Below are 14,339 nucleotides of genomic sequence, written 5' to 3' on the forward strand. Positions count from 1 at the left end.
ATGATTTTTTTTAAATTGGTAAGATGTTGAAAAGACCGGCTGCCATTGCTCCACCAACAATTGGTCCAACAATTGGAACCAAACTATAGCCCCAATCCGAATTCCCTTTATTTTTGATTGGTAATATTTGATGTGCTAAACGAGGACCTAAATCACGTGCTGGGTTAATCGCATAACCAGTTGGCCCACCTAAAGACAAACCAATTGCTAGAATTAAAATTCCAACAACCATTGGGTTCGTCCCATCAGCAAAATTAGTTTCGCCAAAAGCTAATAAAGCAAAGACCAAAACAAAGGTACCGATAATTTCAGTAATTAAATTTGCTGGTAAGTTGCGAATCGCTGGACCAGTTGCAAATGTACCTAAAATAGCTCCCTGATCTTTGGTTTCTGCCCAATGCGGTAAATATGCTAACCACACAAGCGTTGCTCCAACGATTGCTCCTAAAAGCTGAGCAATGACAAATGGAACTACTAATCCCCAAGAAAACTGACCAGCAATCGCCATACCAATAGTCACAGCAGGATTTAAATGAGCCGGCCCCATGAAACTAGACGCATACACTCCAATCGTTACTGCCGTAGCCCAACCAGCAGCAATCACAATCCATCCAGATGCTTCAGCTTTACTTTTAGCTAAATTAACCGCGGCACAAACACCACTCCCCAATAAAATCAACACTGCTGTTCCCAAAAATTCACTAAAAATTTGTGTCATATCATTCATCGTCCTAACTCCTCTTTTAATTGTTTTAAATCAGATTCTGCAATTACTTTTTCTAATTCAACTCGTTGTTTTTCGGTCTCTTCATTAGACCAGCCAAAGAATGTTTGCATTTTTGCAGTAACTGGTTCTTTAATAGCATCTACTTCATCACGAATGAATAAAATAAAGTTGGTACGACGCATGAAATAATCAGCAGGTGTCAACACAGCTTCTTCTGCCAGCGCATAATTTAGCGAATAGCTATCTCGATCAGATAAGCCAGTAATTTTTTCGTTATAACTTAAAACTTGAGGTAAATTCGAACCATATAAATCAGCTAAATAACGTGCATCCTTTTCATTTAAACCTTTATCTTCTGCTAATTTCGCAAGTTCAGCTAATTCATCATCTACGTTTTGATGATCAATTTTACCTCCAGAAACAGGATAATTGATAGAATCAATTAAAACAAAGCTTTGTTGAAAATTCTCTACCAGTATTTCTTGAATTTTTTGTAAAGCCCCTTCAGCCATCAAACGATAATCTGTAATTTTTCCACCTGCTAAAGTTAATAAGCCATCACTTGAACGTTCTAGACTACTGCCACGAGATACTTGCGAAGGATTAACAGTATTATCAAGTGAAACTTCAACTTCGTTAATCGCTTTTTCTACTTTATCACGAGTTTCCGGGTTATCTAAATATTCTTTAACAGCGCTTACAACATTTTCAAAACTGTTATCTGATAAAGCTCCATTATTCCCACCATTGTAATCTGAACCACCATTTCCTGAAATTAATGGACGTAACCCAGCCCAGCTTGATTCAATGTCGTGAATAGTTAATTTTGCCTCTGGAAAACGATGATTAACAATATCTAATAAATAAGCAACATCACTTTGTTCAACTTTAGGATGTTTCAAATCTCCATGATAGTCTGTATCTGTTGTTCCAAAATAAGTTTTTTCTTCGCGGGGAACTACAAAAACCATCCGTCCATCATTTTTACCTGTATCAAAGTAAGTTGGTTGTGGCACATTTAACTTACTGCGATCAACTACTAAATGCACACCTTTAGTTGGTCTCATTTGTGCAGGCAGCTCATTCTGACTATCTAATTGTCGTACTTTATCAGACCAAGGTCCTGTGGTATTGATAATAACACGAGCAGCTATCGTAAATATTTCCCCTGTTAATAAATCTTCTACTTTGGCTCCGTTCGCTTGACCACTTTCATCATGCACAATTTCAATCACTTTGACTTTATTGAGCATTAAACCGCCATCCGATTGTGCTTGTTTAATATTTTCAATAACTAAACGTGCATCATTGTTTCTAAAATCAAGATAAACACCGGCACCTTGTAAGTTTTCTGCTTGTAGTTGCGGCTCTCTTTTTAACACTTCTTCTTTACTCAAAACATAGTTGGCATATTTTGTTCCCGTAACATTTGCTAACTGATCATATAAGTCCATTGCAATCTTTACTGAAAATAAATTAAATGTTGCACCAGGTTCATCGTAAATTGGTAATAACATTGGGTCAGGTTTGGGAATATGTGGCGCAATCTTTTGTACATTTGCACGTTCTTTAACAGTATCCGCTACAACTTCTACGTCAAAGGTTTTTAAGTAACGAATACCACCATGAACCAACTTAGTTGATCTAGAAGAAGTTCCTTCAGCAAAATCTTGCATTTCCACTAAAGCTGTTTTCATACCAGCAGCGGCAGCTTGAACAGCTACCCCTGCACCAGTAATACCTCCACCAATAATTAACAAGTCAACAGTTGTTGTTTTTAACTCCTGGATATTCGTTTGTCTAGTCTTAAATGAAAATGTCATATTATTGACCTTCCTTCTTTTTTCGAGGTTTAAAGACTTGTGTAGCAGCAACTGCCGCTTGCCAATTCTCATATAATTCTTCGCGTTCATCTTCTGCCATTTTCGGTGTAAAACTTTCGCCTTCTTTTTGCATCGCCTTTAATTCATCTAGATCTTTCCAGAATCCTACAGCTAGACCAGCAAGATAAGCAGCTCCTAACGCAGTTGTTTCTAAATTAGCAGCACGTTGAACTTGAGTATTTAATATATCTGCCTGGAATTGCATTAACAAATTATTCTTCGCCGCACCACCATCAACTTTTAGTAAAGGAATATCAATACCAGAATCTTTTTTCATTGTTTCTAAAACATCACGTGATTGATAAGCAACTGCTTGAAGTGTTGCTCGCACAAAATCTTCCTTTGAAGTTCCGCGAGTTAAACCAAAGACTGCTCCGCGAGCATCTGAATCCCAATAAGGTGCTCCTAAACCAGTAAACGCTGGCACCACATACACTTCATTACCACTTGTTGCTTTAGCTGCAACCTCTTCTGATTCTGGAGAAGTTTCAATCATACGTAAACCATCACGTAACCATTGAATTGCTGAACCAGCAACAAAGATACTTCCCTCTAAAGCATAATAAACTTTTCCATTAATTCCGTATCCGATTGTCGTTAATAAATTATTAGCAGATAATTGTGGTTTTTCACCAGTATTCATTACAATAAAGGAACCAGTACCATAAGTGTTTTTAACCATTCCAGGTTCAAAAGCCATTTGACCAAATAGCGCCGCTTGTTGATCGCCAGCCATTCCTGAGATTGGCACATTACTTCCATAAAAGTGATATCCTTTAGTATATCCGTAAATTTCTGAATTACTTTTGGCTTCCGGTAGCATTGCTTTCGGAATATTTAGCAGCTCTAAAATTTCTTCATCCCATGCTAGCTCATGAATGTTGTATAGCATCGTACGACTTGCATTTGAATAATCTGTTACATGCGCATCACCATCTGTTAACCGCCAGACTAACCAAGAATCAATTGTTCCAAATAACAATTCACCTTTTTCTGCACGTTCTTGGGCTCCTTCTACATGATCTAAAATCCAACGAATTTTAGTTGCTGAAAAATAAGCATCAATAATTAATCCCGTTTTCGAATGAATCATATCTTTGTAACCATCAGCGACTAATTGATTTGCAATTTCTGAAGATTGACGAGATTGCCAAACAATGGCGTTATAAATTGGTCGGCCCGTTTCTTTCTCCCAAACAACAGTTGTTTCACGCTGATTTGTAATACCAATTCCTGCAACTTCGTCTGGATGAATACCAGATTCAATAAACGCACCGGCAATAACAGATTGAACAGAGTTCCAAATTTCATTTGCATTATGTTCTACCCACCCTGAATTTGGAAAATATTGGGGAAATTCTTTTTGGGAGCTACCAATATTTTTACCCTCTTTATTAAACAAAATTGCTCGGGAACTAGTTGTACCTTGATCAATTGCCATAATGTATTTTTTTTCTTTTGTTGTCATATTCATCTGCTCCTTTGATAGCGTTTTCTTTACATTCATATCTTACCTTTTTTTCTCTGTTTTATTTTGTCAGCTTTTTTTCTTTTTCTAGATTTTTTGACAAAATTCAGTCACAGCAAGGGATTTATTCTAATTTTCGAATAATTTTTTTAATTTCTTGAATATCATAATTTGTTCCTAATTCTGATAAACGATAATAGTGTGCTTTTTCTTGATATTGATTAGTAATAATTAAATCATAATGATGTTCAGGGACATACGCCTCCACCACTACGCCGTTAATCATATTTAAATGTAGCATATACATATTAATAGCAGCTTCTTTAAATAAGGGATCCATTTTTAGATGGATACCTACTCGAATTTCTCGATTCATTTCTACATCTAAAATTGTTACAATACTCAAATACTTTATTTCAGTCATCGCTAATAAACTATTTTCTTCTTCATAAGGAATGGTTAGCGTCTCCTGTGCTAATTTCAACAATTTTTTCGTATACATTTGAATATTCCGACTAGATAGTTTGGCTTCTAGTTGCCAGATATTCTCACGGTCATATACTTCAACATCTCCTTGAAAAAAATACAAGCGCAAATGAACTTGTGATAGATGATAGTAACAGTTTGCTTCCCATTCTGGACGAATTTTTGGACGAGGATATAAGCGTAATATATTTTCTAAGATTAAGGTATCAGCAATACTACTTGGCGTGAAACGTGAACGCTGTAAAGAGTACTGATAAAAATCTTTTTCATTCAAAATGGACATACTAATTAAAAAGATAAAATGCAACATAATTTCTTCTTCCCTAATTTCTACTGCATAGTAGCTAAAAAATCGCTGAAAAATAGGTTTTAATTGTAGATAAAAACGATCTTTTTTATAAGGTTCAAACTTCTTGTGAAACTCTTGAAAAGATAATTTAGTGATTGAAATACGGTACTTAGTCACCTTTATCCATAAATTAATTCGTTGATGAGCTTCTTCAGTAAAGATTAAGCCAAAGCCTCGTTCAAATTGCTCAATCAATTGTTTTTCTTTACCTGTCAAATGCTTTGGATATTGTTCAAGGTACCACATTAATTGAAAATAAAAATAACGAATTTGACTTTCTTCTCCTTCTATTTTTCCTTGCCAAATCATCAACTTAAATTCTTTTAATAAAACATTTATTTCTTTAATTTTTCGCGATAAGGATGACTCGCTAATTGCTAGCTCTTGCGTTAGTCGAATAAATGATATTTCCTTATTTTCCAGTAAATGAATTAAAATTTGATACTTAGGAGCTTCTTGATACCAGCTTAATTCTAATTCACGTAAAGAAAATTCAGGAACTTTCCAAAATTCAACAAGTGTTTTATCATAGATTAATTGGCATTGACCTTCATATATAGTTAAATCATCCATCAACTCATCTAGATAGTTTTCTACCGATTTTTTAGAAAGCTGCAACTTTTTCATCATCTCTGTAATTGTTGCTTTTCCGCCTGAAAGCAATAAGGTTTTTAAAAGACGCATCTTTTTTGCTTCTCTTTTTTCTAATAAATCTTCAAATTTCATTGGAATCACGTCCTGCAAATAAGTCATTTAAGAAAGCTAAGGTTACGCTGTACTGAGATTGAAAAAAGAAATCTTGTTCTAATAACATTTCAAGAGTCATTTTTTGTTGAATCGCCCATCCACAACGTTCAATAATTGCTAAACAATTCGCTTGCGATAATAGTTGTACACCTAACAAACGTTGTGTCTGTTTTTCGATGATTAACTTACAATACAATATTTTTTTAGAAGTTGTTGATACAGGTATAATAACGTTTCTAATCATAATCTCTCGAGGATATAAAAAGGCTTCTGATTCCAATAATCCAACGCTTGCCAAATACCAATCAAATATTTTAGTACCAATCATACGTAAGCCTCCACGAAATTTCTTAGTTGGAGTCACTAAATTTGCAGCAGCTACCATTCCTGAGCGAACAGCGTGATTGATTTGAGGTAAATAAATCTTTTCATTGGTTAAGGTAAAAGGGATTTGAATTAAGTCACCTACTGCAAAAATATCCTTTTGCGAAGTTTCTAAAAAGTCGTTTGTCTGAATGGTTAAATCACTATGGGTGGCTAATACATCTCTCATTGTTTCTGTTGGATGAACATTGACCGTAGTTAAAATTAAATCACTAGATTGACTTTGAGTCATCTGAGAAATTCGTTGATTTAATCGTAAATCTAACTGAGGTATTTTTTCTAAAGCAGTTAAAAAAGGAATTAAGAAATCTTGATCAAAATATTTAAATAATGGGTAATCCATGGCCTCAAATAGGTGGACTGTTTTACCCAACTTAATAAAAACGCTGGCTGCTTCCATTCCAGCTTGTCCAGCCCCAATTAAAGTAATCTCTTGAGCTTCTTCAATTTTTGGCAGTAAGTATTTTGCTGCTTGGTATGTTTTGTAATGATAAATTTCTTCCTCTTGTAACTCAATTACTTTTGATTGCTGTGTTGAACCAGTTGCTAAAACTAATTTGTCATAATCATAAATTGTACAATTTGTTTTTATTTTCTTTTCTTTACTATCGCATGATAAAAAAACTTCTTGCAAGTGTAGTTGAATATTGTTTTTTATTAAAGTATCTTTCGAGATAAATGTTGCATCTTCTAGATTTTCATAAACTCCTTGAAGATGTAACAATAAACCGTTCGGCAAAAATGCAAATTGTTCATTTTTTTCAATAATAATAATTTCCGAATTGGGATAAAGTCTTCTTGCTTCTAATGCACAGTACACGCCAGCAAACGATGCGCCGATAATCATAATTTTCATAAGTTCACCTCTATTTTTTCGTTAAAAAAAGTGCAAATTAACTGATTCACACGGTTTTTTGGGCTTTCATTTTGTCCTAAGTATAACAAAAAAACGCCCAAAATGTGGGCGTTTTATCAGTTCTATGGGTAAATACGATTTAATAAACGTGGGAATGGACTGGCTTCACGTACATGCTCAATTCCTGCTAACCAAGTAACAGTTCTTTCTAAACCTAATCCAAATCCTGAATGAGGAACAGAACCATATTTGCGTAGATCTAAATACCAAGAATATTCTTCTGGATTTAAGCCATGACGCTCAATTTCTTTAAGCAAATGATCATAATCAACATCTCGCTCAGAACCACCAATGATTTCACCATATCCTTCTGGTGCAATCATATCTGCACAAATTACAATATCTTCACGAGTTGGATGTGGTTTCATATAGAATGGTTTAATCGCTTTTGGATAATTCAAAATAAATACGGGTTGGTCATATGAATTAGCAATAAAGGTTTCATGTGGCGAACCAAAGTCATCGCCCCATTCAATATCATCAAACCCATTTTCTTTTAATAAGTCAATTGCTTCATCATAAGAAATACGTGGGTAAGGTAATTTCGTATATTTTTCTAAAATAGCACGGTCACGACCAAGTGTTTCTAATGCTAATTCACAATTATCCAATACATTTTGGACCAAAAATGCCACGTATTGTTCTTGAATTTCTAAGCTTTCATCTTGATGCATGAATGCCATTTCTGGCTCCATCATCCAAAATTCAATCAAATGACGACGTGTTTTTGATTTTTCAGCACGAAAAGTTGGACCAAATGAGAATACTTTTCCAAAAGCCATTGCCGCAGCTTCCATATAAAGCTGTCCTGATTGAGAAAGATACGCTTTTTGATCGAAATAATTTGTTTCAAATAAATCAGTTGTTCCTTCTGGTGCAGAACCAGTTAGAATCGGTGGATCAATTTTAATAAAGTTGTTTTTGTTGAAAAATTCGTAGGTTGCACGAATAATCTCGTTACGAATTTGCATAATTGCATGCTGTCTTGAAGAACGTAACCATAAGTGACGGTGGTCCATCAAAAATTCTGTGCCATGTTCTTTTGGTGTGATTGGATAATCATGACTTTCACCAATTACTTCGATGCTCTGTACACCAATTTCGTAACCAAATTTTGAACGGCTGTCTTCACGAATTTCACCTATAACCCAGACAGAAGTCTCTTGTGTTAAATTTTTCGCAGTTTGAAAAATATCTTCGCCTACTTCATTTTTAACAACAATTCCTTGAAAAATTGCTGTTCCATCTCTTAGTTGTAAAAAGGCGATTTTTCCACTTGAGCGTTTGTTCGCAATCCATGCGCCGATTTTTACTGTTTCACCAACATGATGTTTTGCATCAATAATTTGAATTTGTTCCACTTGTGTCTCTCCATTCTATAATTAAACGTTCTATGACAGTGTATTACTTTCTACGATTTTTTTCAACAAATGCCTTGATTCGATTAACAGTTTCTTCTAATGTTTCCCAATCAGATGCATAGCTTAAACGAATATTTTCATTCGCACCAAAACCGGCACCAGTGACAACGGCAACGTGTGCCTCATTTAGTAAAGCGTCACTAAATTCAGTAACATCCGTATAGCCACAAAGTTCCATCGTGTCTTTGACATTAGGGAAAAGATAAAACGCGCCTTGAGGCTTGACTAGTTTAACACCTGGAATCTCTAGCATCAATGGATATAAACGATTTAAACGTTCTTCAAACGCTTGACGCATTTCTTCTACTGTATCTTGAGGTCCTGTTAAAGCTTCAACAGCTGCATATTGGCTCACGGCAGTTGAATTACTCGTTGATTGAGAAGCAATATCTGTCATTGCTTTAATTAATTCTTTATCACCAATGGCAAAACCAATTCGCCACCCCGTCATAGAGTAACTTTTTGATACGCCATTGATAATTAGTGTTTGTTTGCGAATGTCTTCAGAAATAGTTGCAATTGACGTAAATTCATTTCCATCATAAACCAAACGTCCATAAATATCATCTGCTACAATTAATAAATCATGCGCAACAGCCCACTCACCAATTATTTTTAATTCTTCTTTTGTGTAAATCATACCTGTAGGGTTAGAAGGTGAATTTAAAATTACCGCTTTTGAATTTTCTGTACGAACTGATTCTAATTGTTCAACAGTTACTTTGAATTGATTGTCTTCGCTTCCTTCAACAAAAACCGGCGTTCCATCTGCTAATTTCACCTGCTCACCATAACTTACCCAATAAGGCGTTGGAATGATAACCTCATCCCCTTCATCAAGAATCGCTTGGAATAAAGCATATAAAGCAAACTTCGCACCGTCAGTTACTAATGTTTGAGAAACATCATAAGTTAAACCATAGAATTTTTCGATATAATCAACGATTGCTTGACGTAATTCTGGAATACCTGCACTCGGCGTATAGAAACTTGCTTTTCCAGATTCAATCGCTTCAATTGCTGCTTTTTGAATATTTTTCGGTGTTGGAAAATCTGGCTCTCCTAATGTTACACTTAAAACATCTACTCCTTGGCCTTTTAATTCCTTGGCTTTCGTAGAAGCTGCTAACGTTACAGATGGTTCTAATGTCTCCGTTCTTTTTGATAATTTCATACCATTCACCCTTTCAATTTACACCTTAAATATTTCGAATTACATTGACTTCTTTGCCGTCTTTAAAGTCTAGAAGATAATAGTTATTCCCCTTATTACCTTTTGTCATGACTTCCCAGACAGGTTTATCTTCAAACATTCCAAGCGTTGCCTTTCTTAAGGTTTCACCTGGATAATCGTTAAAAACCTTTTCTTTTACTTCATCTTCAGTTAGACCTTCGTCTTGTGATAAAACAGTTACTTTTTCTCCTGACTTAGGAATAATCGCAATAATCTCTTGTTGTTTATCATTCTTTCCTAAGATAGAAAAATAAGTTTGCTCTCTTGTAAACCAATAAAATTGGTCAACTCGTTCGATATGCGCATACTGTTCCGCAAGCTGAGCTGCTTCTGCTTTAGCTTGTCGCATTGGGCTTGTAATACGAATATAAGCAAGCGAAGAAAAGAGAATGATCAGCAACAAGATTATAATCCCTGTCAACAATGCCATAATTTTTTGTTTTTCTTTTTGTGCATCAGTTTTCACTTCTATTCTATACACTTCCTCTCTTGATAGCTTTCATTATACAAAAACTTTCGTTGAATCTGTACTATTTTTGTTTAAATCTTTGTTCTTTTCTAAGAACTGAACAGTCGCTTGTTGAATTTCTTCTACAGAAGCTTCTTGTAGTGGTAATTCTTTTGGTAAAGCCCGTGCTATTTTCTTACCATATTTTGTTGTTACAATTCGTCGATCTAAGATAATCATAATCCCCTTATCTTCGGTTGAGCGAATTAAACGTCCTAATCCCTGACGTAATTTTAAAGCTGCTTTAGGAATTGTTTCTTGCATAAAGGGATTAACCCCCTGCTTTTCCAAGTATATTTGCCGTGCTTTAACCATTGGACGCTCAGGATTTTCAAAAGGTAATCGAGTAACAATTAGTAATTGCAACGAGTCTCCTGGTAAATCAACGCCTTCCCAAAAGCTATCTGCACCAAACAAAATACTATTATTCGATTGCATAAATCGTTTTAATAGCTTTTCTCGACTCCCCCCCATTCCTTGCGCCAAAATCTCACGGCCATTTTCTAAAAACTTCATATGCATTCGACTGTACACTTTTTGCAAGATGTCATGCGATGTAAACAATACTAATACTGGCTGATTAACCTCTGTTAACAAAGTTGTCAACGTACTCGCCAAATATTTAGCATATGCAGTAGCATCGTATTCATGAATGGCAATACCTTTATCTAAAGTAAACAATTGCGCTTGTTTCGCATAATCATATGTTGTGGGTACGACTTTTAAGGTGGCTTCAGGAATACCTAATTTTTTCGCAAAATAACTACGATCCCCCGATACACGTAAAGTACCGCCAATATATAAAATACGTTCATATCGTCCGTACCAGCGAGTATTAGGTAAAATTGCCGCATCAAAGTCAACTAATTGTAATTTTACTGTCCGTTGGTTCCCATAAATTGTTAAGAAGTGGACGTAATTCTCCTCCCAATTCGAAAACCAATGATCCATTACTTGATATTGACGCTGCATTTCATCAAAGAAACTTAATAAATCACCCGATAAAATTCGTTGTCGATTCAGCCATGAATGCCCCATCTGATTCATTAATTTTCGTAGTTGTTCCTGTAACACCAATAGTTCTTCATAATACAATAATAAACGTTGAATATTTTTCTCACATTGCAAGGAAACTGATTCTCGCTGCTCTTTGGTCACAATCTTTTCTTCGTGCCCCATTGTTTGGGACCACTCATAAAAAATATCTTCTTGTGTTTCAACTATTGCTGTCAATTCATCTCGATAGAGTTGAAATAAACGAGACGTTTCATAGTCTTGCCCAACCATTAATTGAATCAAATCAAATAATTGCCCCTCGTCTTGAAATTGATTGAATTTTCTTTGAAAAGCAGCCGTATCTACAAACAAATTGGAAACTTGTTCCATAATATCAGGTAAATGATGCGCTTCGTCAATAATTAAATATGAGCTTGTTGGAATTAATTGCTGCTGACGTTGCGTTTCTTGTGCTAATAATGCATGATTAATAATTAACACATTACTTTGCTTCATTTGTGCATATAAATGTCGTAAAAAGTCTTCTTTATATAATGGTTGTGATTTTGCTAAATTTTCAACGCCACGATGGCTGATTTCTTTAAATAAAAGATGATTTAAACGAACTAAGTTCAACTCATCAAAATCCCCGGTTACTGTTTGTGTTAGCCAAACTAAGATTCCCATTTGATATAAGGCATATTGCTTTTGTTGAACAGGCATATTTAACGTTGCTTTAAAACGTTGTAAATCAATGTAGTGATTCTTACTTTTAACAATTGTGGCTTGGATCGGTTGTTCCAAAATTGAATTCAACAATGGAATATCTTGGTTAATTAGTTGCTGTTGTAACAAAATCGATACAGTACTAATAATCACAGGTTTTTCTGGAGTTGCTAGAAAATGCGCTGGTAACAAATAACCAATTGTTTTTCCCATTCCAGTTGAAGCTTCAACCAATAAATCTTTTTGTTCATTCATTGTAAAATGGCGATAAATAATATTCATCAACTTACTCTGTTCCTTACGATACATTAATTTATCCTTATACAATGCCATTTTTTCTTTTTTGGTAGTTGGATAAGATTTATCAAAATGCTGTTCCAAAAATAAGTTCACTTCTTTTTTGTGTAACGCAATTCCATCAACAATTTCTAAGTCTGGCGCTAACGGTCGTGGTTGTTCACGCATTTCTTTGACAACCGATTGTATATACTCATTAGTTTGCATACTAGTAACTACACTCAATTGTGCTATTTTCTCCATGGTCACTAAGGGCAACTTTTTCATAATTTCTTCTATATATATTAATAGTGCTGCGGTTACTTCTGCATCACTATCAGCTTGATGGGGTGCATCATGTTCTAAGCCTAAATTTTCTGCTAAATCACCTAAACGAAAGCTAACTTCTGTCGGTAAAAAAATTTGCGCTAATTCAACCGTATCAATTCCTGAAATGGTCAAAGGTGGCATCCCACAACGTTCTAATTCATGATTTAAAAAGTGGTAGTCAAAATGAATATTGTGCGCTACAAAGATTGTATTTTCCAATAAATTATAGATAGTTGGTGCCACATCTTCAAAGAGTGGCGCTTTTTTTACCCGTTTATTTGAAATATGGGTTAAGTTTTGAATTTGCTTGGAAATCGGCTGCATCGGATTGATATCAGTCGCAAATCGACTAACAATTTTATTGTTTTCAACTAAGACACAACCAAATTGGATGATTCGATCACTTTTAGGATCAGTACCTGTGGTTTCAATGTCTACGATTGCATAAGTGGTTTTCATCCTCTTCCTCCTCACACATGCTCTTTGCATTATACTACAAAGATTTTTATTCGCCCACCTTTGCCCAAACAAAAAGACCACCTCTAAAGATGATCTTAGTTTGATTATTTTGTTTCTGGAATTAATTTATTCATTGCAACAGCAACAATTGCACTTAATGCAATAGGTGAATCTAATAGGTATTGAATGAATTGCGGAGCACTTTGTTTTACTTCTGCTGGCATGAATAATAAACCAATAGCAAAAATCAAAGGAACGCCAATAATATATAATTCTCGTTCAGAAAATTCCTGATTTTTAATGACACGGAACCCACTCAACATGATAATGACACAAACCACAGAAAACACGCCGCCAATAACTGATGATGGAATGGCGTGAATCAATGCCGATAGCTTTCCTAAAAAAGAGAGTAGGATAAACCAAAAAGATGCCATAACAAATACTTTCTTACTTGCAACTCCTGTAATTGAAATAATACCCGCATTGGTTGAATAACCTGTTACTGGTGTTGTTCCTACTAAAGCAGCGATTAAACAGCCTAAACCTTCACCAATGACACCTTTGTTAATTTGCTCATCAGTGACCTGTTCCTCCGTTACTGCACTAACTGCGTACCAAGTACCGGTGGTCTCAGCTAAGAGCACCATATAGATGATTAACATTGTTAAAATTGCTGACACATCAAAATCCAAGCCAAAATCAATAAATGCTAGGTTTGGCAAACTCAAAAAGGATGCTTCAGATACTGAACTAAAATCTAATCCTCCCATGAAAGAGGCGATTACTGAACCTAATACTAAAGCAATAATTACTGAACTGATTCGGAAAATTTTGCCTAAATTTGGGAAATATTCTCCTAACATTGAAAAAATAATTAACGTTGCTGCGGTAATTGCTGCTAATAAAATATTTTGATTTACACTTAAACTTTCACTTGAAACATAAATATTGCCAGTAAAAGCAGATGGCAACAGGGTCAAACCAACAATCATGATGATTATTCCACTAACAATACTTGGTATAAATTTGCGAACAATATATTTATATATACCGGTCATCCCTAATAAAACAACAGCTAGTGCACCTATGACACTTGCTCCCAAAACTGTATCCATTCCTTTTGAACCAAGATAAATCCCAATAATTGCTCCCACTGGAACAAAAGATGGTCCTTGGCAAACAGGCAATTTCAAGAAAAATAGAACTTGAATTAATGAAGCAATTCCTGCTCCTAAAAATGTTGACTGAATGAGTCCTGCAGCATCAGGAGAAGACATTCCCACTGCCGTTGCAATAATAAATGGCGGCACGTATACGTCCATTGCCAGTACATGCTGTAATCCTAAAATAAAAGCTTGACCAAAGGGGATGTCTTCATTGACACCCACGGTTAGGTTCTTTTTCTCTACTCTTGTTTCCACAAATC

General features: G+C 35.2%; 10 protein-coding genes. All 10 read right to left on the reverse strand.

What is annotated here, in order from left to right; translation table 11 throughout:
• Positions 1 to 10: 10 nt before the first annotated feature.
• Positions 11 to 727 carry an MIP/aquaporin family protein gene (locus tag AC4BC5_RS01600; protein WP_490496440.1) on the reverse strand — a complete coding sequence of 239 codons (717 nt, stop codon included), beginning with the start codon at positions 725 to 727 and terminating at the stop codon, positions 11 to 13.
• The gene (gene glpO, locus AC4BC5_RS01605) at positions 724 to 2,550 is read right to left on the reverse strand and encodes a type 1 glycerol-3-phosphate oxidase (protein WP_490496441.1); all 1,827 of its coding nucleotides are present in this window, start codon (positions 2,548 to 2,550) and stop codon (positions 724 to 726) included. The genes AC4BC5_RS01600 and glpO overlap by 4 nt, the downstream gene beginning before the upstream one ends.
• A gap of 1 nt (position 2,551) precedes the next feature.
• Positions 2,552 to 4,078: a glycerol kinase GlpK gene (gene glpK / locus AC4BC5_RS01610; protein ID WP_490496442.1), complete on the reverse strand. Its 1,527-nt coding sequence runs from the start codon at positions 4,076 to 4,078 to the stop codon at positions 2,552 to 2,554.
• A 124-nt stretch (positions 4,079 to 4,202) separates the two neighbouring features.
• Positions 4,203 to 5,639, reverse strand: coding sequence for an AcpB/EbpR/MafR family transcriptional regulator (locus AC4BC5_RS01615; protein WP_490496443.1), 1,437 nt, complete (start codon positions 5,637 to 5,639; stop codon positions 4,203 to 4,205).
• A complete protein-coding gene (locus AC4BC5_RS01620) occupies positions 5,629 to 6,900 on the reverse strand; it encodes an NAD(P)/FAD-dependent oxidoreductase (protein ID WP_490496444.1) in 1,272 nt (423 codons plus the stop codon). Before AC4BC5_RS01620 ends, AC4BC5_RS01615 begins: the two co-directional genes overlap by 11 nt.
• Positions 6,901 to 7,022: 122 nt before the next feature.
• The gene (asnS, locus tag AC4BC5_RS01625) at positions 7,023 to 8,321 is read right to left on the reverse strand and encodes an asparagine--tRNA ligase (protein ID WP_490496445.1); all 1,299 of its coding nucleotides are present in this window, start codon (positions 8,319 to 8,321) and stop codon (positions 7,023 to 7,025) included.
• A gap of 43 nt (positions 8,322 to 8,364) precedes the next feature.
• On the reverse strand, positions 8,365 to 9,555 hold the full coding sequence (locus AC4BC5_RS01630) for a pyridoxal phosphate-dependent aminotransferase (protein WP_490496446.1): 1,191 nt from the start codon (positions 9,553 to 9,555) through the stop codon (positions 8,365 to 8,367).
• A 25-nt stretch (positions 9,556 to 9,580) separates the two neighbouring features.
• On the reverse strand, positions 9,581 to 10,081 hold the full coding sequence (locus AC4BC5_RS01635; RefSeq protein WP_490497483.1) for a cell wall elongation regulator TseB-like domain-containing protein: 501 nt from the start codon (positions 10,079 to 10,081) through the stop codon (positions 9,581 to 9,583).
• A 36-nt stretch (positions 10,082 to 10,117) separates the two neighbouring features.
• A complete protein-coding gene (locus tag AC4BC5_RS01640; protein ID WP_490496447.1) occupies positions 10,118 to 12,910 on the reverse strand; it encodes a helicase C-terminal domain-containing protein in 2,793 nt (930 codons plus the stop codon).
• A gap of 104 nt (positions 12,911 to 13,014) precedes the next feature.
• Positions 13,015 to 14,334, reverse strand: a complete 1,320-nt coding sequence (locus AC4BC5_RS01645) for a uracil-xanthine permease family protein (RefSeq protein WP_490496448.1) — start codon at positions 14,332 to 14,334, stop codon at positions 13,015 to 13,017.
• Positions 14,335 to 14,339 lie beyond the last annotated feature (5 nt).

Source organism: Enterococcus sp. AMC2644 (assembly GCF_058216475.1).